At 69.7% G+C, this 20776-nt stretch carries 14 protein-coding genes and 2 pseudogenes; 9 read left to right on the forward strand and 7 right to left on the reverse strand.

Annotation, left to right across the window (positions count from 1 at the left end):
• The first annotated feature begins 302 nt into the window (after positions 1 to 302).
• On the forward strand, positions 303 to 2459 hold the full coding sequence (locus OG718_RS52995) for a helix-turn-helix domain-containing protein (RefSeq protein WP_328842837.1): 2157 nt from the start codon (positions 303 to 305) through the stop codon (positions 2457 to 2459).
• A 59-nt stretch (positions 2460 to 2518) separates the two neighbouring features.
• Here the strand turns inward: OG718_RS52995 and OG718_RS53000 are convergent, their stop codons facing one another.
• Entirely contained in the window at positions 2519 to 3559 is a 1041-nt protein-coding gene (locus OG718_RS53000; RefSeq protein WP_328842836.1) for a hypothetical protein, read from the reverse strand.
• Between the two features lie 129 nt (positions 3560 to 3688).
• Here OG718_RS53000 and tpg point away from each other — a divergent pair, with 129 nt between their 5' ends.
• The 5 genes from tpg (at position 3689) to OG718_RS53025 (ending at position 8983) form a co-directional block, all read left to right on the forward strand.
• Positions 3689 to 4258, forward strand: a complete 570-nt coding sequence (tpg, locus tag OG718_RS53005; RefSeq protein WP_328842835.1) for a telomere-protecting terminal protein Tpg — start codon at positions 3689 to 3691, stop codon at positions 4256 to 4258.
• A gap of 138 nt (positions 4259 to 4396) precedes the next feature.
• Positions 4397 to 5425: a hypothetical protein gene (locus OG718_RS53010; RefSeq protein ID WP_328842834.1), complete on the forward strand. Its 1029-nt coding sequence runs from the start codon at positions 4397 to 4399 to the stop codon at positions 5423 to 5425.
• 144 nt (positions 5426 to 5569) lie between these two features.
• On the forward strand, positions 5570 to 6286 hold the full coding sequence (locus tag OG718_RS53015) for a helix-turn-helix domain-containing protein (protein ID WP_328842833.1): 717 nt from the start codon (positions 5570 to 5572) through the stop codon (positions 6284 to 6286).
• Positions 6195 to 8255 (forward strand): hypothetical protein, encoded by a 2061-nt coding sequence (locus tag OG718_RS53020; protein WP_443055390.1) that lies wholly within the window; start codon positions 6195 to 6197, stop codon positions 8253 to 8255. Before OG718_RS53015 ends, OG718_RS53020 begins: the two co-directional genes overlap by 92 nt.
• Positions 8255 to 8983 (forward strand): helix-turn-helix domain containing protein, encoded by a 729-nt coding sequence (locus OG718_RS53025; protein ID WP_328842830.1) that lies wholly within the window; start codon positions 8255 to 8257, stop codon positions 8981 to 8983. The genes OG718_RS53020 and OG718_RS53025 overlap by 1 nt, the downstream gene beginning before the upstream one ends.
• 73 nt (positions 8984 to 9056) lie before the next feature.
• Here the strand turns inward: OG718_RS53025 and OG718_RS53030 are convergent, their stop codons facing one another.
• From OG718_RS53030 to OG718_RS53040, 3 genes and pseudogenes are all read right to left on the reverse strand, one after another.
• Positions 9057 to 11006, reverse strand: coding sequence for a protein-arginine deiminase domain-containing protein (locus OG718_RS53030; RefSeq protein WP_443054860.1), 1950 nt, complete (start codon positions 11004 to 11006; stop codon positions 9057 to 9059).
• 643 nt (positions 11007 to 11649) lie between these two features.
• On the reverse strand, positions 11650 to 13764 hold the full coding sequence (locus OG718_RS53035; RefSeq protein WP_328842828.1) for a hypothetical protein: 2115 nt from the start codon (positions 13762 to 13764) through the stop codon (positions 11650 to 11652).
• Positions 13765 to 13793: 29 nt separating this feature from the next.
• Positions 13794 to 13940, reverse strand: a pseudogene (locus OG718_RS53040) (transposase); the annotation flags it as partial.
• 421 nt (positions 13941 to 14361) lie between these two features.
• Between OG718_RS53040 and OG718_RS53045 the strand changes: the two are divergent.
• Together OG718_RS53045 and OG718_RS53050 are read left to right on the forward strand one after the other, a co-directional pair.
• Positions 14362 to 15267, forward strand: a complete 906-nt coding sequence (locus OG718_RS53045) for a ParB N-terminal domain-containing protein (protein ID WP_328842827.1) — start codon at positions 14362 to 14364, stop codon at positions 15265 to 15267.
• Positions 15268 to 16107, forward strand: coding sequence for a DUF6551 family protein (locus OG718_RS53050; protein WP_328842826.1), 840 nt, complete (start codon positions 15268 to 15270; stop codon positions 16105 to 16107).
• Between the two features lie 1075 nt (positions 16108 to 17182).
• Here OG718_RS53050 and OG718_RS53055 read toward each other — a convergent pair.
• Positions 17183 to 17866 (reverse strand): RNA polymerase sigma factor, encoded by a 684-nt coding sequence (locus OG718_RS53055; protein WP_328842825.1) that lies wholly within the window; start codon positions 17864 to 17866, stop codon positions 17183 to 17185.
• Positions 17867 to 18414: 548 nt separating this feature from the next.
• Positions 18415 to 18750, reverse strand: coding sequence for a hypothetical protein (locus OG718_RS53060; RefSeq protein WP_328842824.1), 336 nt, complete (start codon positions 18748 to 18750; stop codon positions 18415 to 18417).
• Between the two features lie 137 nt (positions 18751 to 18887).
• On the opposite strand from OG718_RS53060, the pseudogene OG718_RS53065 reads away from it, so the two are divergent.
• A pseudogene (locus OG718_RS53065) lies at positions 18888 to 20100 on the forward strand (RNA-guided endonuclease InsQ/TnpB family protein).
• A gap of 44 nt (positions 20101 to 20144) precedes the next feature.
• On the opposite strand, the gene OG718_RS53070 reads toward OG718_RS53065, so the two are convergent.
• The gene (locus tag OG718_RS53070) at positions 20145 to 20729 is read right to left on the reverse strand and encodes a TetR/AcrR family transcriptional regulator (RefSeq protein WP_328842823.1); all 585 of its coding nucleotides are present in this window, start codon (positions 20727 to 20729) and stop codon (positions 20145 to 20147) included.
• Between the last annotated feature and the right edge of the window lie 47 nt (positions 20730 to 20776).

Raw genomic sequence — 20776 nt, forward strand, 5'->3', positions numbered from 1 at the left:
GGCGTGAGCGGTGGCGCGCGCCTCGCTCGATCGTGCGAACGAACCGCCCGTCATGGCGGCCCATCCGATGTGCCACACGGCGACAGGCCCGGCGGGCGGAGTCCGGAAGGGGGCGTGAGGCAGCCGCAACCGCGCGCATCGCTCGAACGGGTGGGGGATACCGCGTATCGGTGCAGGTCAGATCGTCACACCCGCGGCAGAACGTTCATGCGGGCCCACGCAACCCGTTCGGGACGGGCAAGCTGCGCTGCCAAGCGCACTGCTTCCCCATTTGCCCGCCCTGACCAGGGAGTTGCCCCACCGTGGACGAACTCTTCCCGCCGGACGCGGTGGTGGCCACCGCCGCGTCGCGCGCCCTGCCCCCACCGGGCGAACGGCACCGCCTGCGACGGCAGTCCAACCTGTCCGTCCACCAGGTGGCCGACGCCTGCTCAGTGACCGAGGCCACCATCCGCGCCTGGGAAAACGGCACCACCACCCCGCGCGGCCACAACGCCGAGGTCTACCGGAACCTGCTGGAGGGACTGAGCGCACGGCTCACCCAGAACCCCGCGCCCCCGCATCCGGCCGCCACCGCGCCGGACTGGCCCGCTCTCGGAGCCCTCCACCGCGAGATCCCCTCCCGGGCCGCCACCGACCTGCCCTGCCGACGCTGCCAGCAGCCCACCGGCCAGCGCGTCGGCGGCAAACCCCAGCATCTGGGCACCCGCTGCCCCACCCCCGCCCCCGGGATGCAGCCAGCGTCACCGCTGCTGGCGTCCGTACCGCTCCAGCAGGCAGTGCTGGCCCCCGCGCAACGTGCGCCGGCCAGCCCTCCGCTCCCTGCTGCCGAGCGGCTGGCCTATCCCACGGCCGGGCGCCGCACCACCGCAGGCCCCCTCGCCGTGGTCGACGACGATCCCGGGCAGGGCCTTGCCGCCCACTTCCCCGACGGCCACCGCCATACCTTTGCGGCCGACCGCTTTGCCGGACTGCTGTCCTGGGCCCTCACCGCCGGCCTGGGAGCACCCAGCCTCAAACCCGGGGCCGGACTGAACGCGGGCCCGCTGCTCGTTCTGACCGAGGCGGCCGCCGCCCGCCTGGCCCTGCCGCTCCACCCACCGACACCGCCGCAACGGCATCCGCGCAGTGACCACCCCCTGCTGCAGCAACTGCGGGCGATCGGCTGGCAGACCGACAGCCAAGGCCTCGGCCCCTGGACCACCCTCCACCCCAGCACCGCAGACCCCGTCCGCGACGCCGTCCATCTGGCCGTCACCGCCTGGGGCGCCCTCTACCGCGACGACTGGCAGCTGCCCGCACACCTCAATGCCGCCCAACTTGCCCGCCTGCTGGGCCAGTACACGAGCCTGCTGCGTACCCCGCTGGGACCGCCCGGAGTCTGCGGTCACCGGCTCATGAGCGACCTGCGCCCGCCTCCGCGCCAGCACGCCGTCACCAGGATCCCGCTGTGTCCGGGCGCACCGGGAGCACTGACCGAGCACGTCGATCCCGCCCCTTGCGAAGCGCCCGCCGGTCACCGGCTCACCGTCGGCCGAGCGGCCGCGGACAGCCTCGCTGTCGAAGACCTCAGCTGGTGGCGCACGCCCACGGACGCCGAGACCGACTGCGAACATGTGGTCTGCCTGGCCGTCAACCTGCCCTATGTCGCCGACTCCAACAACGTCCGCATCGCCAACGGGCCGGCCCACGAGGTCAACCAGCCCGCCTTCGACCGGAAGACCCCCGGAAGCTGGCTCGTCGCCCTTCCCCCTGTCCGCCCCCAACACCCCTATCTGCCGTCCCCCTTCGTCACCGAAGACCTGGCCTGGCATCCCACCCCGGCCGTGGCCTACGCCCAGGACCGGGGCGTCACCATCCGGCCCGTCAAGGGCTGGCTGCGCACCGGCCAGGCCGGCCCCTACCTCTACCCCTGGTACGACCGCCTCCGCCGAGCCCACTTCACCGCGCTGGAGAGCCTCGGTATCACTGCCGGGATGCCCCCGGACGCGTTCGCGGCCGCCCTGCACGATCTGCCCCACGGCGACCCGGCCGGCGTGACCCTCCTGCGCGCCGTTCACGCCTCCGCGGACGGCGGCATCGCCAGGCTCGCCGCGCAGCCCGCCGATCCCGACCACAATCCCGCCCTGCCCTGGCCGAGTCCCGCCGACCCCAGCTGGCGCCCCGACCTGCTGGCCGCACTCACCGCCAACACCCGCGCCCACGTGCACCGCAAGCTGTGCCTGACCGCCCGCACCGGACACTTCCCGCTGGCCGTGCACACAGGGCACATCATCTACGCCACGCGGACCCCCAGCATCCTGGAGATCACCGGCGACGCCGACAGCGGATTCAAGGTCGGTATCTCTGCCGGCCATGTCAGGCCGGTCGCCGTCCGCAGCATGGACTGGTTCCTCGACCACTGCTGTCAGGGGCAGAACCCCGCACAGCGGCTGAAGAACGCCACCACACCATGGTGACCGCCACCACGCCCGCCCGAACGGATGCCCGCGGGCCGTCCGGGCTGCTGCCGCGCCCTTCACGGCAGGCTGGTCACCGGCCCGCCCAGCCGCCAGGGCAGACACGAGGACTCTTCCAGCATGTCGTCTTCGGACAGCGGCCGGTGCGGCTCGAGCGGCTGCATCTGCCCCGACCGGTAGCCCGGCGGCGGAGCTGTCTGCGCCCGCCGCGCCACCACCGGGGTGGTGATGCGATGCCGCACAGTCCAGGTCCGCAGCGCACGGTAGCCGCCATGCTCCATCTGCTCCGGCATCCCCAGCCGCTCACCGACCCACGTGATCCAGCGCCGCGACACCCAGTCCGGCGCACCGTTGTCGAAGTCCCGGCCCCAGCCCCGCTGCCGCTCGTGCACCGCCATCGCCTCGGCCACCGTGACCGCCTCGGGGTAGACCACCAGCGGCAGCGCCCGCGGCTGGCGCACCAGGCCCAGCGCCCGCTCCCGCACCGCCCACACCGTGTCCGAGCCCATCTGCCGACACTGCCACCAATACCCGGTCACCTGCAGGGCATCGGCGAGCAGGGCCCGCGCGTACGGGCCAACCCGCTGCTCCAGCCGCACCCGGCGCCGGTGGGCCTCCACGACCTCCTCCAGCCCCGCAAGACTCATGTGCTGCGCACGGTCGGCGCTCTGCAGCCACTGCCCGTGCCGCACGCACACCTGCCAGGACGCACGCACGGCCAGCCACGCCGGCGGCAATCCGTCGCTGCGGCGGGCCGTACACCCCGCGCACTCCGCCAGCACCGTCCAGCCAGCAGGCCAGGGGCCGATCCGGGCCGGCCGTGCGCGCGGGGCTCCCGGCCCCGAAGCCGCAGTGGGCAGAGCTCGGCGCAGATGTGCCTCGTCCCGGCCGGCGAGTACCGCCAGCATCCCCAGCCCCCGGCCGTTCACCAGCACCTCGCTCGTGCGCGGGTCCAGTCCGTGACGTGCCCGAACGCCCAGATCGTCCAGCACGTCTGCAGCCGGAATGCCATTGACGGCAGCCAGCCGCGCGACGAACGAACTCGTCGCCTCCTCCCGGACCGCCGACAGGTCCACCGCCTTCGCCGACAGCACACCCACCGCCTCCCGCCCCTCACATCCGCTCTCCGGCCGGCCGCGTGTGACCGTGCCCCGCCGCCTGTCCGGACAACGATCACCACCCGGCCGGGGCAACGCGCCCCCGCGTTCCTGCAGGAGGACTGCCGCACCGTGGCCCACCCCAGCACATCGGTCGCCGAAGCCCTGGACGTCGCCGACGCCCGGCACTGGACCCGCCGACCCCCCGTCAGACCCGCCACGCGGCTGCGTCATCTCCTGCGCGACCAGGACGCCGCCGACCTGGCCCCCCGGCTGTTCGCCTACCCGGACGCGGTCACACGCTGGGCCGCAGGAGACACCGTCGGCCTCAACCCCGCCCACAGGACCCTCATCGAACGGGAGATCTACCGCACCTGGCAGCCGGACGCGAGGCGCCGCGCCCACCAGCAGATCCTGCACCACGACGGCTGCGTCACCGTCCAGCTGCACGCCCGCTTCACCTACACCACCAGCTGCGGCGAGTTCCACGACCCCCGGGTGCGTCCCCTGACCGAGGACCTGCCCACCGTGCACGCCCGAGCCCTCTTCGACGCCCGCCACCGCGACGCGGACGAGGACGAACTGCGCTGCATCCTGGCCGACGGCATAGGCGAGGCCTACTTCTTCCACGCCCTGCCCGCCGACCAGCAGCAGGCAGCCGTCGCCATCAGCGACCTGCACTTCGTCCAGTTCCACTACTGAGCAACGCCCCCAACAGCAGAGCCCGCTGCACCAAGCCCGCCCTCCGCTCGGCGCCGAGCGCCACCAGCGCATCAAGGCGCCGACTACCGCCTCCACGATCCGCAACGGCCGCCGCACCGTCCGAAAGAGACAACACCCATGACCCTCATCTACGCCTTCCAGGACACCGCCGGGCACTGGCACGGCGACCTCGACACCCCCCTCCTCGACGCAGAACCCGAACACGGCACCCTCACCTACCTGCCCGTACCCGGCACCCCCGAGGCGGCCAGCCCCTTCGCAGGGCAGACCCTCAACGTCCTGTTCGCCGTCACCGACCTGGACCCCGGCCCCGTCACCTACCAGCTCGACAGCGGCGGCACCTTCCCCGCCTCCTGGCACGTGCACACCCTCCTGGCCACCCCCATGGGCAGCCAGACCATCCCGGACCCGCCCGACTGCGACAACACCCCCGAACCGTGCCTGGAAGTGACCCTGACCGACCACGGCCGCCGCTACGTCCTGACCGCCGCCCGCCACGACGACGGCCGCCTCACCGCCACCCTCACCGCCAGCACCCCCGCAGGCGACATCGAAGGAGAACTGTGCGGGGACATCGACGTCCCTCATCTCGACGGCCTGGCCCGGCTGCTCGGTGCCGCAGCCCGCGCCGCCCACGCACCACAGGCAGCCCCCGCACCGGCTGCAGCCGCCACCATGCCGCCAGCCGGTTCCGCACCGGCTGCCCCCAGCCCTCCGGCACCCCGGCGCGGTGAACCGTGGACCGACGAGGAGAGCACCCGCCTGGCCGACCGCTACTGCCATGGACGGGACTTCGCCGCTCTGGGCCGGGAGTTCGGCCGCAGCCCCCTGGCCATCCAACACCAGCTCGCCCGCCTCGGCCTCACCCGCCGCCCCGCCCTCCCGCGCCCCGTCGCCCCGCCCACGCCGGCGCCGAAGCAGACCCAGGGCCCCACCCTCGAAGAACGCCGCCAGACCCACAGCCGCTCCCACGAGAAGTGGGAGACGGCGGAAAAGGAACAGCTCGCCCAGCGCTGCGCCCAGGGCGCCACGGCCGAGGAGATGAGCCGGGAGTTCGGCCGCAGCAAGACAGCCATCGAAAGCCGCCTGAAGGCGATCGGCGCACAGGGCCCTGCCGCCGACAAGGCCCGCATGGCCGACTTCTGACCCCCGGGCCGACAGCCGGCGTCGACCAGGACACACCATCCACGGCATCATGCCAAATCAAATATCTGATCAGGCTTGCATGCCAGTGGGGTGCCCCGGTACTGTCCGAGCACGGCAGGCGATTGGACCCCGAGGAGGCAGGAAGTGCTGCTGACCACGGGACAGGCGGCCGAGGAACTGGGCTGCGCCGTCACCACCTTCCGACGTCTCATCACCGCGGGCGTCCTGCCCGGCCTGTCCCGCCGCGGCGTCCGCGTCATGACCCCGCTGCCCGTCGTCCAAGCCCTGCAAGAACGTGCCCACGCCCCCCTGCACCGCCTGGGCGTCACCGAACTCGGCGTGCTGCGCATCGACGCGGCACGCCAGGTCGACGACGACCGCCAGTGGATCGGCTACGCACCCCGCCTCGGCCCCGACCGCCTCCTCAACAGCCTGAAGGGCTGGTGGCGCTGCGACGCACCGACCATCGCCGCCGCAGACGTACTGCCCGTCACCCTGTCCGGGTACGTGGTCGCCGTCCTGACCGGCCTGCACCCCTTCGAACGCAACACCGAAGGCCGCTACGCCTTCTCCGCCGCACGGCTGGCCGGCTACGTCACCGACCTGGCCGCCCCCGCCACCGAACTGACCTCCCGCGTGAAGAGCGACCACGCTTTCGCCGAACTACTGCTGGGCACCCGCCTGGCATCGCACTCCGGCGGAGCGATCGCCTATGTCACCGCCAACACCACAAAGCCGACCCCCCCCCACGGCTGCACGAGGGATCATGATGGACGCACAGAGCTACAACACCGGCCTGGCCGAGCTGCGCACCCTGCGCGACCAGATCAAAAAGACCACAGCAGCCCTGGCCAGACTTGAGACGGAACGCTCCAAAGCCATCACCGCACTGGCCGACTACGACAAGGCCAAGGCCGACCGGATCGCACCGGCCGCCGGGATCAGCGTGGCCGAGACCGTGGCCATCGCCCCCCAACTCGCCCCCGACAGCCTCGCCGACAGTCCTGCCGCCGCCCCCACCGACCCCCCTCCCGGGCCAAGCACTGACGCCGCGGCACACGACGCTGCGCCGGCGGCGCAGCAGGCGCCCGCCCCTCCGCCGGGCGCCGGGCAGGATCCCCCCGCCGCCGTCGGCGTCCCCCGCGCCCTGCCTTCTCTGCCCGAAGACACCGAAACGGGCCGCTGGTTCACCCACACCCCCGGCCTGATCTCCCAGCGCCCGAACTTCATGCAACGGCCCCGCTCCACGGTTTTCCTGGACACCGCCACAGGCGTCCTGGTCCACCGCGACCACACCACCCGCCTCGACCTCGGCGACCAGTCGGCCGCCGCCATCCTCACGGCCGTGTTCCACACCGTCCCCGACAGCGTGGAGCGGATCTACATCACCGCCGGTGACCCCTGGCACCACGACGCCGACCGATACCCCTACCTGCGCGACGCCGTCGCCGCCTGGCTGAACGCACCTGTGCCCGGCTGGCGCACCGACACCGGCCAGGGCAAGGACCGCCTGGCCGGACACTTCGTCCACGTCCGCAACCCCGTCGGCCGCTACCAGCGCGACGACGGCAAGCACCGCGTCGAAATCCGCTCCGCGGGGGAGTGGTTCGACCTGGAAGACGGCGACGACCCCGCCATCGTCCGCGACACGTTCCTCCTCCTGTGGCAGGAACTGCGCCGCCACTGGCCCGACGCCGTGATCATGGGCTCGCCCTCCCAGACCGGCCGCGACCTGTGGACCCGCACCATCCCCGAGCGAGGCAAGTACGCCGACGGCTACCCCGTCCTGTCCGAGGAACTGCGCGGTCTGCTGCACGCCACCGCCGGCCAGGGCCGCAACGAACTGATCACCCCGCCCCGCATCCCCGCCCAGCTGCCGGGGCTCCTCGAATACGACCGCACCTTCGCCTACGCCAAGCACACCTGGAAATCCCCCGTCGGCACCCCCCGCCGCATCACCCCCCGCACCTTCGCCTCCTGGACGGCACAGGAGCAGACCAACGCCCTCTACGGCTGCGGCCACTGGCACGTCCGCGTCACCGTCCCCGACGGCTGGAACCATGTCGGGATCCTGCCCGCGCCCGCCCCCGGCGAACGCGCCTGGCACTACCCCCACACGCCGGGCACCACCTTCACCACCTGGGCCGGAGGACCCGAGGTCCACGCCGCGCTGAACAACCCGATCCAGCCCTGGAAGGTCGAAATCCTCGACGGAATCCTCTGGGAAGCCGGCAAGCCCCTCACCGACTGGGCCAGGAAACTCAAGGACACCTGGGCCAACCTCGCCGCCCAGGAACACTTCCAGGGCGACGAACGCAACAAGCGACCCGCCCACCTGGCCTCCCGTGCTGTACGCGCCATCCTGCTGTACGGCATCGGCTCCTTCGCCCAGCGCCCCCGCATGGTCACCGGCACCACCCCCCGGAGCATGGAGCGCGACGTCCCGGCAGACGCCGAGATCATCGGCTTCGACGACAACGTGATCACCTGGCAGCAGCCCACCGGCTTCGCCTGGGATCCCAACGCCCACCCCGAATGGGCCGCCACCATCTGGTCCGGCGCCCGCGCCGCCCTACTCACCCAATACCACCGCGACGAAGACACCTACGCCGGCGCCCTGCACGCCGCCCCCGGCAGCGTCGCCGCCTTCCGCACCGACGCCGTGTACCTCACCAGCGCGCAGAACTGGCCCCACCGTCAGCAGCCCGGCGACTACCTCCTCAAGGGCCACCTCACCGGACCCCTGACCGCCCCGGACAGCGAGGAAAACCTCCTCGCCCTGCGCGACGCCGGACGCATCGCCCTGGCCGCCAGCCGCAAGGAGACGTGATGCCGCCCGGACGCCGACGCAGCCGACCTGCCGCGCCGCGGCAGCTGAACGAGGCCGCCCGGCTCGCCGACCAGCTGCAGGCAGCCGGCTACACCAAACGCGACATCGCCCGCATCATCAACCGCGACCCCTCCCTGGTCTCCCAGTTCTACACAAAGAACAAAGGAGCCGCCTTCGTCCCCGCCCTCCAACAGGTCCTGGCCGCCGTCCAGATGGGCGGCATCACCGACCCGCCTGAACTCGCCGCCATCGCAAGCCAACACATCACCCGCCGCACCACCGCCTCCGGCGCCGCGGCCCGCGTGCGCAGCAAAGCCGTCCTCATCACCCCCACCGGCTCCGGCACCGGCCGCGTCGGCGCCCAGGCCATCGCCTCCGGCTCCTCCCGCCTGCGCCCCCTGATCGCCGAAGCCGCCCGCCGCGGCCTGCGCCTGGCCTTCACCGTCCGCCTCGCCAAAACCGCCTACGTACACCCCTCCGGCAGCCGCACCGACTCACCCGGCATCCGCCGCGACGTCATCCAGCGCGCCGACCACAGCGAGGAACGCTCCTACGGCTCCGCCCAGACCGGCGGCCACGACGCCGCCACTTTCGCCCGCCGGGTGGACGCCGCCAGCGGCGACGTCACCGCGGCCGTGCACCAGTGGCTGGTGGAAACCGGCCGCATCCGCCCGGACGCCCACATCATCCACCTGGAGATCCGCACCTGGCGCCCGCGCACAGGATGACTCCCGAGCCCGAGGCGGGATGCGGCAGGCGCGCTGCCGTAGCTATGCGCAGGCGGCGCAATCTGGGAGATCCCTACTGCCGGGCCGCTTGCTTCCACCAGGCGGCGGAGGCATCGCGCAGGGTGTTGGTGCCGCAGTGGATCTCGCCCATGCCGAGGTGGTACGTGTACCAGTCGTCGACGTACGACACCTTCAGGCCGACGTGCGTGTACGCGGCAGTGACGGCCTCGGTGAAGATGTCCTTGCCGCCGATGACGGGCCCCCACTGGCGCGGGGCGAGGTAGCGGTCGCGGGAGAGCAGGACGCCGTTGACGGCGCCCGGGACGTAGGCGCTGGTCTCGACGGTCTCAGCAGCCGGTGCGGGGGAGGGGGCGCCCTCGGCGGTCCGGTTGCCGTCGCGGCCAAGGAGTTGCTGCTGGCCGTGCTTCTCGGCGGCCTCCGGGTCTGCACTGCCGCCGAGACGGCGGAGCAGCGGCACGCGGGCGCCGGCGCCCGCGTCATTGGTGCCCCGGGTGTAGAGGGCGGGCACCCGGACGATCTCGTCGTCGGTGACGCCCGTCTCCCGCTTCAGGACCTTCAGGTTGGCCGCGATCTTCTGGGCTGCCATGGTGTTGTCGGACACCAGGCGAGGGGAGGCGAGGGCCTGGTCGACGGTCTCCTTGGGGGCGGCCACACCGTTGAGGCCCGGGACGGAGAACATCTTGGCCGCGCCGTGGCCGTCTTGCTGCGCGTCCTTCAACAGCCGCACACCGGCCTGCGGGTCGGCGACGCCGATCCGCCAGCCCTGAGGGGTGTCGGCTGGCAGGAACTGCACGAACTCGTCGACGTGCCCCACATGCAGCCACGAGGTGTCCAGCAGGAGCGGGTCTTGCAGGCCCTGGGACTTGAGCAGGGTGCGTATCTCCTTGGAGGGGCGTACTCCGCTGCCGTCCTTGCGCTCGCCCATGATGATCCGTCCGGCCGGGAACGAGCGGCCCTGGTGGGTGTAGGGCGGAATGGTCTCCAGGTTCCCGTAGGAGTTCAGGGTCTCCCAGCCCTGCATGTCCCGGCCCGTGGCCTGCACGACGCCGATGTTCGGGCCGCGCAGTTTCTCGTAGAGTTCGCGGCCCGCTTCCCGGTCCTGGGCTGAGCGCAGCATGACACGCATCGTCCGCTGTCGTCCGTCCGGCTCGGTCATGTTGAGGTAGGCCGGCTCGACGAAGTCCTGGGCCCAGATGTCGCCGTACTTCTCGAAGGTCACCAGCGGCTTGGTGATGCCGGCCCGCTGGGCCTCCTTCTCCAGGTTCTTGACGAACGTGCGCTGGTGCTTGGCCCAGGCTTCGTTGCCGCGGACCTTGGTGACCATCAACTGCTGGGTGTCCTGCAGGGCATGGTGGGTGAGCAGCGGGGCGGCGCGCAGGATGACGGTGTCGGCGGCGGTGCCGGAGGAGGCGGTGACCTTCAGCCGGATCGCCGCGCGGCCGTCCCACTTCGCGCTGTTGCGGATCACGTCCTTGCCCTCGACGCCGAACTCGGCGCCGGAGCGCAGTTCGGCCGCCGTCAGCCGGGTCTGCGAAGTGACGGGCTTCCAGGCGCCGTTCTGCTTGACGAAGACTCTGGTCTGCTCGGCACCCGTGGTGACCTTGATGCTGCCCTTGGCGTCGGAGGGCAGGTTCGTCATCGGCACCGAGCGGACCCGGGCCAGGTCTGCGGCGTCGGCCCCGCCGTTGACCCTCTTGTCGGAGGCGTCGTTGCACGCGGCCAGCTGAGTGTCGGAGAGCCGACGGCCGCCCGGGCCGGTCGTCGGGCACCGCTTGCTGTCGTCGTCGATGTTGGGCAGGAAGACCGCACCCCGCCCGACGGACCAGGTGTCCTCACCGGCGGTGTCGGTGCCACCGGTGAGGTCGACCCGTCCGTCGCGGTCGACGTCCGCCCTCAGATCGACACGGAGCGGCTCCTCCGCGTACGCCAGGGCTGGGGGTGCCAGCACCGCTCCCGTTGCGGTGAGGGCGACCAGGGCCTGTCTAGCGTGTCTCGTACGCACATCGTGTCCTTTCGTTCCACGCGGCTGCCCCCGTTGGGGAGGAAGAGGCGGAACGGGTGCTGTGCGTTGGCTGGGTGGAGAGGAAGTTGTCCTGGACGGTCAAGACGCTTTGTTCTCCGGGTGGAGGCTGCCTGCCGGCGGCGGCAACCGGCCATGGCGGGCGCCCCGGGCTCGCGTCCCAGGCAGGCCTGGACGCCCACCGTTCCGTGAACTTGCGGGCGGAGCAGCCCGGTTGCCGGGCGACTGTGAAATCCGGCTGGCCAGCGATCACGGCCTGATCCCGGGCTGTCCTTTGTCCTTTTCCAGGTACGGGTTAAGCGGGCTGCGGAGGTCCTGGCCCGGTCCCCGGAACGAGGCGAGAGAGCGAGCCGCCACCGGGCCGCCGAGGTGCAGGGGTCTCCGAAACCACCCACGCAGGCGGGTGCGCGGGATGCGCCCTGGAACTCCGTCGCTTGCCAGGCGTCGGCGTACTCGTTGTGCAGCGCGAAGCGGGGCGCAGACGCGTGCTGAGCGCGCCGGCTTGTCGAGCTTGTGGTGCCAGACCGTGCGAGACGGCGCCATGTACTCCTACAAGACGCTGGCAGGGAACGGAAAAGACAGCGCCAGATGGGCTGATGCGGCTATGCGCTCCAGAGCGGGCAGTTCATCTCAAGGCGGCGGGGCGGAGCTGCTCCTGGTCCAGTACCAACAGTTCCATGCCACGATCGGCGCACAGCTGGCGGGCATGGTCGACGGTGGAATCGGGGAGAGCGTCGACGGCGGCCATGAGGTGGATGTCAGCGCCGAGACGGGCGCTGAGTTCGATGTCGCGTGCGGTCTGTTCCTCGTGGAACTCGCTGGCCCGTGTCTTGAGTTCGCCTGCCAGGACACGGCCGCCGAACGTGCCGTACAGGTCGACCTCGGCGCGTTCGGACGCGCTGAAGACGAGGTTGGCGCCGGGCAGGAAGTATGAGGCAGGCTGCAGTTGTTGCAGGGCGGCGATCGCCATGAGGTGGGGCAGCACTCCCTGGTCGCTGGCGCGGTCGAGGAAACTGTCGAGCCGATAGTGCAGATCCACACCGGTGTCAGTGGCACGGAACGCTGAGGGGGAGGCGCAGCCCGGGCAGCGTGCTTCTGGGCCGACGCTGGCGAGCGGGATGAAACTTTTGACCCGGCACTGCTGACAGTCGATGGCGATGCCGCGTTCCGCCCACCCCAGGGCGCAGGCCCGCTCAAGGGCGGGCAGCGCGTCCCTGCCGGCCAGGCCCTGTAGCTGGCGGGCGGGGGCGTAGCGGCGCTCCATGCGGCTGCCCCATTCGGTGGCCAGTTCCTCGACGCCGGCGGGCAGCTCGTGGCCCTGATGCTCGAGCTTGGCCAGTGCCTTGAGGAAGTGTTCGGTGCGGCGAGTGGTCAAGGCGACGACCGACTCGTACAGGTGAGGCTCGAGCAGGGCGGCGGGGTCGGTCTGGGCTGAGAGGGCGGCACCGAGTCGTCCCTTGTCCGACAGTTCCCAGGTGACGGTGTCCGTCAGCAGGTGCTCGACTACGGCCGGCAGTTCCGGGATGGTCAGCGTCAGCTGGTAGCGGTTCTGGGCGTGGGTACTGATCTGGATGCTGTCCTGATGCCAGACAGCGTTGCGGACCACCATCTCGGCGCTTCTGGGCCGGCGCGGCAGTCCGTCGAAGGCGGTGCTGGACAGCCGGACCAGGGTCTGTCCCGGCCGGGTGAACCTGACAGGGGAGGAGAATTCGATGCTGGTGGGCCCGGCGTAGAAGTGTGCGTCGACATTCGTCCACTGGCCCCAGGACCGGTCGAAGACCAGCCACAACCGCGGGTCCGCATCGACCGTGTACGTCAGGTCGCGCGATGGATCGCGCTGTGCCCACATCGTGGTCTTGATTTCCTCGGCCGCGCCGGGGGCCAGTTGGAGGGTGACGGCCAGCGCATGCAGCTCGCCGTCAGGAAGGCCCGGGCCATACAGCGCGACATCAGGTGAGCTGTCGGGGTGCTCGCGCAGGTGCCGGGCGACATCGTCGGCGAAGCGGACCCAGTGCTCGACGCCGTGGCGGGGCACAAGGACGACCGAGGTGGGGTTGATGCCAAGAGGCCGCAGGGCGCGCAGCGTCCAGAAGAGCGCCAACTGGCTGACGTCGTCGGGATCCGTCACCACGATCGTCATAGGCCCGCCGACCAGGGCGTGGCCCTCAGCGGAGTGCTCCCGAAACTGTGACCGGCCCTGCTCCAGCAGCGTCCGGCTGTGGAGCTGGGCTGTCGCGACTTCCACATCGCTCAGCGGACGGCTCACCGGCAGGACCTTCTGCAGGTCGTGCAGTGCCGCCGCCGCCACATCGCCGGCTGCCGCAACCTGCCACAACGGTGCGCCCGCCTGCGCGATCAGATAACTCTGGTCCCACTGGACGGGCCCCGCCACGGACGCCGGATGACAGGTGAACCGGCCCGCACCTTCGTCATCGATCCGGCTCAGCGCGACCAGGGGCAGTCCCAGTTGCCGGGCGGCTTCCTCGGCCTCGCACTCGTCAAGGTCAACATTGACCGCCCCTTGAACGTCCGCAGCTTTGATCATTTCTTGCCAGGCCTCGGACACTCCTTCACCCGGCACGGGCACGATCGGCTCGGTGATCCCGGCCCACCGGGTACTGGCCTCGCATACCGCGCGCCGGAAGCCGTCGGCACTGTTCTCACCGATCAGGTAGACCACCCGCGCCGCCAGCACCGAAGCCATCACCGGGTGTTGGCCGTAAGACTCTTTGCGCTCCATCCTTTGATCTTCGCAGGGAGTCCCGGCCTTCAGACCGGGCGCGAAGCGCCGGAGTTCTCTGCCGTCAGGGGGCGTGACAGCCAGGTAGGCCGCTTCTGGTCCTCGATGTAGTCCTTGGCGATGCTCAGCGGTGCACCGCCGCATGACCCGGCGAAGTACGAGGGCGCCCAGAACACGGACCCCGTGCCGATGCGGTTGATCCGCCCGGTGTACTCGGCCCCGGCAGGGGATCCGGTGCCAGGATGGCCACGGGGCCTTGACTGCTGTGACCCACCAGCGGGTCGTGCCGGTAGTCGGTCACCGTCCCCGGGTGGCGCGATGTGCAGTCCGGGAAGGAGGCGCCTGTCGGGCGTTCCCGTCCGTTGTTCCCGCCGGACAGGCCTGCGGGTTCCGCTGCCCGGATGTCCCTGCGTGTGCCGCTCTTCGGGCTTCGGCGCAGCATCAGAAAGGAGCGCAGGCCGTCACCCAAAAAGCTCATTATGTATATCGCTTCTTATCCGGCGAGGGGCGCTGCCGTCGAAGGCGTGCTGTTTCTTGATTTCCTGTGCGGAGTCGGCTAGAAATGTCAGCATTATCAGTGGTGCTGGGCAGTCATGGATGGTCGCATTGAAATACAAAACCATTCCGGTGGGCGATATTCGGGCCGACAGGCCTCTGCGGAATGTATTGGGATCTGTCGATAAGCTGAGGAGTTCCATCAAGCGGAATGGTATGCGTGTCCCACTGCTGGTCAACCCCGCGGATCTCAGTCTGATTAGCGGATACCGGCGTTATGCGGCGTGCCGGGGGTTGCGGAACATTGCTGTACGGGCGGCCCTTCCTGCTGATGTCGCCGAAGCCTGCTTCGAGATGGGGGAGCACGTCCGTCGGCCCGACAGTACGTACGCGCTGCCCATGACGCCTCGGGAGAGGGTCGGCCTGGCGATGAGGCTTGGTGAACTGCCCAAGCCTGTGCAGCCGGGTAAGTTCCGCTACGAGGACTGCATTGCCCCAACTGTCGACATCTCGGCAGCCATTCTCCAGCGCATCCGTACCGTGGTGCGCGCGGCCCAGGAGGATGCGCCCGATCCCGATGCCGCGATGGTAGGCGCCAGGAAGGTTCTCGGCCTCATGCTGCAGGCGGTCGAACGTCCCGTCGACGGCTGGACCACGGGTCAGACCATCCGCCTCCTGCATGCACTCCTCCGGGCCGGTGAGCATCCGGAATCCCTCGAGGACGTGTGCTCCTCCTCCCGTGTGCGGGGACAGCGGGCGGAAGGGCATCCTCTCCCGTCGGCCCAGCAGCCCGCAGGGGTGTCACCCGAACGCGGCGTCCCACGCCAGCACCCGTTCCCGCGAGCCGAAATCAGGCGCGGCATCGACACGATTTCCGGAGCGTGTGCCGGCCTTGAAAGTCTCCCCATCACCGGGATTCCCGTGGAAGAGGCGGGATACCTGGAGCGGGAAATTAAAAAGAACCAGAGAATCCTACGTCGTATCTTGAAGTGCGTGCAGGAGAGCTGAATGATTGACGTACATCCGCACAAGAAAATCGAGATGGTTGCCCCCGAGAACGTGACCACCGATCCACGGGTCAATACCAGGCCGGTGGACCGCAGCTGGGTGGCGCGCAAAATCCGGGAAGGATACGACGTCAAGAGGATCGGCGTGCCCACCGTGTCCGCCCGAGGCGATGGCACGTTCGTGTGGCTCGACGGGCAAAATCGCGGTGCCCTGTGTGTAGCGGCAGGCAGCGGAGCCACGAAGATCAGCATGATGGTCTTCCGGAGCCTGACCCTTGCGGAAGAAGCCGAACTCTTCCTCGGACTCAACGACAACCGCCGCGTAGCACCCATTTACAAGTTCCTGGCCGAAGTGACAGCCGGACGGAAGGAAGCGCTCGAGATCACCCGCATCGCAGGCCAGTTCGGATGGACGGTCTCGGACGCCGGCGGACCCAGCAACATCGCTGCGGTCGCGGCCCTCAACTCGATCTTCCGCTCCACGAAACCGGGTGGAGCGACCCTGCGCGCCACTCTCAAGATCGTAACCCAGGCATGGGGACACACCCCCGACTCCGTCAACGCCCATCTGCTCCTCGGGCTTGCCTCCGTGCTGAACGAAGCCCCACATCTCATCCCGGCTTCCATGATCAAGAAGCTGGCTCATCACGACGGCGGCCCGGCGGGCATTCTCAGGAAGGGACGTGGCTTTCGGTCGGCCACCGGATGCACCGTCACCCAGGGCGTCGACCAAGTCATCCGCGCCATCTACAACAGCGGTCGACGCTCCGGACGTCTGGCCACGTGGGGACCACCCGCCCCCCGCTCTGCCGGGCAGGAACAGATGGCCGCACGGGTGTGACAGCACGCAAGGCTGGGACTGCGTCCAATACCCGCACACCGGGCATGTGGCCGGCGCACTGAGCAACGGCACAGACCGGCGAAGCCGTTGGCGCAGACCACCAGGCCACGCGCACCCCAGTGCAAACCAACAGGCACTGCTGCAGGCCATCGTGACGACAGTGAAACGAGAACTGCTCGGCGGGAGCGCACGCCCGCTGCCCGCACCGAGACGCAGGGATGTACCCCCACACGCGGGTACATGGCACACAGCGCCGAAGCCTGCCGGGAGGCCGGTGCGAAGACCGGCTGAGGGCGGGGCATCGGACGTCAGCGCACGCCGGTTGTGCCCCCGCCTGCCTGCCGCCGACTGCTCTGGTGCGGAGAGGGAGTGGCCGTGCGGTGGCGCTGCCGTCCCGGCGAGCGTATCGGCATTTGATACCGCGGACGGTGCAGCATCCCGCTCGCGGTCCAGATGCCCGAGACGGTCGCGGACCTCTGGGTAGAACTCCGTGTCCTGAGGCTGGTACGGGGCCTCCCCGCCAGCACCGGTGTCATCAGCCGGGCCCCTCCTGCGATCAGCAGCATCGCCAACTGCGCCGTGGACAGCCGAAGCGCCGGGAGCCGGCGTCTCCTCCCTGCCGCAGGCACGCGACAGCAGCCGATCCGCGTCGCCATGCCCCCATGCGGCGGCCTGCGCGAGGTACTCGGCCGCCTTGTGGGCCGCTGCATCCGCGGGAGGCCCGGATCCTGTGGAACTGTGAACGGCACTGGAGCGCAGGGCGACGACCGCCATCCGGAAGGAGGCACCAGGGTGCTCGGCTCGCACAGCGACGGCGAAGGCCGCGCGGGCGGCTTTCATCTCACCGCGCCGCAGCGCCTTCGTGCCCAGCCGGTAGGCGCTGTTGGCGTCGGCGCGCAACTCCTGGTCTGCAGGACAAGACCCGCGCAGGCTCGGATCACCCCAGTCGCCATCAGGCCGGTCCCACCAGTCACCACACCGACTCCGGGCCCTCGACGGCACATGGTCTCCGCCCCCGCTCACGGTGGTGGCCTCCCCGCTGCGGTTGCTCGCTTCGAACCTCTTGTGGTTCACATCAATCACCGTTCCTGGCCTGCTTCCGGTCCACATGCGCCTTTCGCAGACGATCTTTGATCTCTGGAATCTCTCGGATCCTCTGGCGTCCCCGGGCCCACTGCTGATCCACTTGGTTGCGGGAGATACTCAGCCGATTGGCAATCTCGACGGCAGGAACATCCTGGCTGCGCAGGAGCGCCACCTCCCGCATCTGTGAAGGAGGCAGCGCAGCAATGGCCGCGTGCGCAGCGCCGATCAGTTCCTCATCGTCCGAAGGGCCCCACACCTGCGGATCCCTCACCACCACAGCACCCTGATCAGACAGCGGCAGCCGCCGCTCCACTTCCAGCGTGTGATAGCTCTCCACCAAGTCCACGGTGGCGGCTTCGTGAGCCACTTTGAGGGCCAGCCGCGAGGCGATCTTCTTGACGTAGGCGACGGGATTGCCCCGGGGATCGAGCCGGCCGCCGCGCCACGCACGCTCGATGGCTTCATCCGCGATGTCCTCCCGTGTGGCCACGCTCAACTGTGTGAACCTGCCCAGGCTGCTGATGACTTCTCCCCGGGCCCGGCCAAAGCGCGGAGCGCTCAGGGCCCAGAGATCAAACGAGCCTCCAAGACACGGCTCGTTGCCTGCGGCGCCGCTCACCACGGCCCGTGATCCTCCCGCTCGCCGGCTGCCGAAATTGGTGGCGTCGGCCACCACATGGTCAACTGCACCCCACCGGGGACCTGGCAATGCACGGCTGCCCCTATGGGCAGCGCCGTGAGCAGCCGCCCAACCAGCTCAGCTGTATTGCCTCCCGCGGTCTGCTGCGGCTCGACCGGACTCGGGCATGGTCTTTTGCCACGAACCAACCGCTCCCAGAGCCTGAGCACCAGACGGTGCAACCCCAGCATGTGTGCCACGGGGACCAGGCTCACGATAGTCATCACGTACTCGGCCATCGGGGACGTCATCTCGTCGCTCTCTTGCTGCTCGGGAAGATCTGGGCTGGCCTTTCACCTCCTCATAGCGATGCTGCCGACCCGTTCTTAACGAGCGCCGGAAGACTTCACCCGACAGGACGCATCGCCCGGCGGATGTTCACCGGTACGGACCACTGAAGGCGAAGGCGACCGCAGCCTCCCTGCACCAGCTGCGGAGGTACACCCCGAAGAGCCGGAAGGTCGCCAAGCTACTGAACGGGCACATCCGGTCCAATGCGCTGAAGGGGAAAGCCGACTACTCGAGCCGGAGGCCCCGGCCTTTCACACCGGGGAGGAATCACATCCGGTGTTGCGACACCCGGACCAGGGCGCGGAGGGCTCGTAATGCTGTCGGCCTCGCCCAGGTGATGTGAACGCGTGTGCCTGTGATCGCTGGTCGGAGTGGTGGCTGTGGTCCACCGACACGCTCGTCATGCGCTTGCGCAGCACCGCCACCGTCTGCTCATGCCACCAGGCCCACACCTGGCGTAGAACGAGTCGCTGCCCCTGGGGCAGAGCCGCACGCAACTTGCTGCGCACCGCCCGGTCGACGTCATCGATGACGGTCACGGAGTCGATGGCGCGCATCCGGCTGACGAACACCACCTGTTCGGCCATCCCTGATCTTGCGTGGGTATCCCCGGCTTCAGCTGGGGAGGGAAACGCATCCTTGGCTCGTAGGCGTGTAGCGCCGGAGTTCACTGCGTTGTCAGTGGGCTCCGCTAGGTTGCCGTGATCGAAGGGGGGTGGGCTGGATGATCCGTGCGTACAAGTTCCTCATGCGGCCTGCTGTCGGCCAGGCGATCGCGCTCGATGCGATGCTGGCCGATCACTGCTCGCTCTACAACGGGGCGTTGCAGGAACGCCGGGATGCCTATCGGCATGTCTCGAGGACGAGCGTCAGGTACGGGCAGCAGTCGGCGCAGCTCAAGGAGATTCGGGCGTTCGACCCGGAGCGTCAGGGCCGCTGGTCGTTCAGTTCGCAGCAGGCCACCCTGCGCCGTCTGGACAAGGCGTTCCAGGCGTTCTTCCGCCGGGTCAAGGCTGGTGAGGCGCCCGGGTATCCGCGTTTTCGGGGCGTGAACTGGTTCGACACGGTGGATTTCCCCAAGGACGGCGACGGCTGCCGCTGGGACTCCACCCCGCACGACCCCGTGACCCGCGTACGGCTCCAGGGTGTCGGGCACGTCAAGGTCAACCAGCACCGGCCGGTGGTCGGCAGGGTCAAGACCGTGTCCGTCAAGCGCGAGGGCAAGCGCTGGTACGCAGTGCTCACTGCCGAGCAGGCACAGCCCGAGCCGCTGCCCAGGACGGGCAGCGTGGCCGGCGTCGACATGGGCATAGCCAACTTCCTCGCCGATTCCAACGGCGAGTTCGTTCCCAGCCCGCGTCACGGGCGCAAGGCCGCTGCGAAGCTGGAAGCCGCACAGCAAGCCCTCGCCAGGTTCCCGCGAGTCCGGCGCGACAAACGGACCGCCAATCACCGCCGTGCCGTCCAGAAGGTTGCCGACCTGCGCCGCAAGGTCCGCCGTCAGCGGCTCGACCACGCACACAAGACCGCCTTGGGCCTGGTCCGCGAACACGATGTCATCGCGCACGAAGACCTCAAGATCCGCAACATGGTCAAGGCCCCCAAGCCGAAGCCCGACCCCGAACAGCCGGGCGCGTTCCTGCCGAACGGGGCCGCCGCGAAAGCCGGACTCAACCACTCGATCTCGGATGCCGGATGGGGGGTGTTCCTGACGATTCTGCACGCCAAGGCTGAAAGCGCCGGACGAGAAGTGATCGCCGTGGACCCCGTAACCCTCCCGGACCTGCCCTGAATGCGGGCACGTCTCAGCGGAGAACCGGCCCACCCAGGAGAAGTTCCACTGCGTCTCGTGCGGCCACTCGGCGCACGTGTACACGGTGGGCGCCCTGAACGTTCTACGGGCCGGGCTGGTCCGTCGCGACGCCAACCCGGCATAGCGAGAAGCCCCCGCGTTCACGCGGGGGAGGAGTCACCGGCAGTTTCAGGCTTGTGCGACCCGCATGGTGATCTCGGCGATGCGCTCCGCGGAGAGGTCGGGGGGCAGGACGGGCTGGACGAGGTGGCTGACCGTCAGGCGCACCACCGCTTCGACGGCCAGGTCTCGCGAGTGGGCGTCGATTGCGGGCCAGACTTCCGCCGCGTAGGCGGTGAGCATGCTGATGGCGGTGTCCAGGAGGGGCTCGGAGCGGGTCGTCAAGTGGGTGAGCAGGTCCTCTTCACCGCCCCGGCTGCTGGTCAGGATGGCTTTGATCAGCGGATTGTCGGCCGCCGTGTGCAGGGTGTACCCGATGGCGGCGGTGATGGCGGCCCTCATGTCGCCGGGGTGCGCGAGGAGTTGGTTCTGTATGCCGGTGAGAAAGCGTTCGACCTCGCGCATCACCAGTGCCTGGCCGATGGTCGCCTTGGAGCCGTACTCGGTGTAGACGGTCTGCCGGCTCACTCCGGCGGTGGTGGCGATGTGGGTCATCTTCAGCCGGTCCCAGCCCTCGGCTGCGACCCGCTCGTAGGCGGCGTCCAGGATCCGTTCCTTGAGCATGGAACGGACCGACTCTCGATAGCGCGTCATCTCGGCCCCATCCTAACGAGCAACGCCCGACACCTTGACGACTTAGT

Source organism: Streptomyces sp. NBC_00258 (assembly GCF_036182465.1).
In the GTDB taxonomy this organism is placed as follows: domain Bacteria; phylum Actinomycetota; class Actinomycetes; order Streptomycetales; family Streptomycetaceae; genus Streptomyces.

What these genes read in the sequence shown, in the direction of transcription:
- OG718_RS53060 (WP_328842824.1), bottom strand. Translation starts at nt 18,750, where the DNA reads ATGGCCGAACAGGTGGTGTTCGTCAGCCGGATGCGCGCCATCGACTCC.
- OG718_RS53025 (WP_328842830.1), top strand. Translation starts at nt 8,255, where the DNA reads ATGCCGCCCGGACGCCGACGCAGCCGACCTGCCGCGCCGCGGCAGCTG.
- OG718_RS53035 (WP_328842828.1), bottom strand. Translation starts at nt 13,764, where the DNA reads ATGGAGCGCAAAGAGTCTTACGGCCAACACCCGGTGATGGCTTCGGTG.
- OG718_RS53010 (WP_328842834.1), top strand. Translation starts at nt 4,397, where the DNA reads ATGACCCTCATCTACGCCTTCCAGGACACCGCCGGGCACTGGCACGGC.
- OG718_RS53050 (WP_328842826.1), top strand. Translation starts at nt 15,268, where the DNA reads ATGATTGACGTACATCCGCACAAGAAAATCGAGATGGTTGCCCCCGAG.
- OG718_RS53045 (WP_328842827.1), top strand. Translation starts at nt 14,362, where the DNA reads ATGGTCGCATTGAAATACAAAACCATTCCGGTGGGCGATATTCGGGCC.
- OG718_RS53020 (WP_443055390.1), top strand. Translation starts at nt 6,195, where the DNA reads ATGGACGCACAGAGCTACAACACCGGCCTGGCCGAGCTGCGCACCCTG.
- OG718_RS53070 (WP_328842823.1), bottom strand. Translation starts at nt 20,729, where the DNA reads ATGACGCGCTATCGAGAGTCGGTCCGTTCCATGCTCAAGGAACGGATC.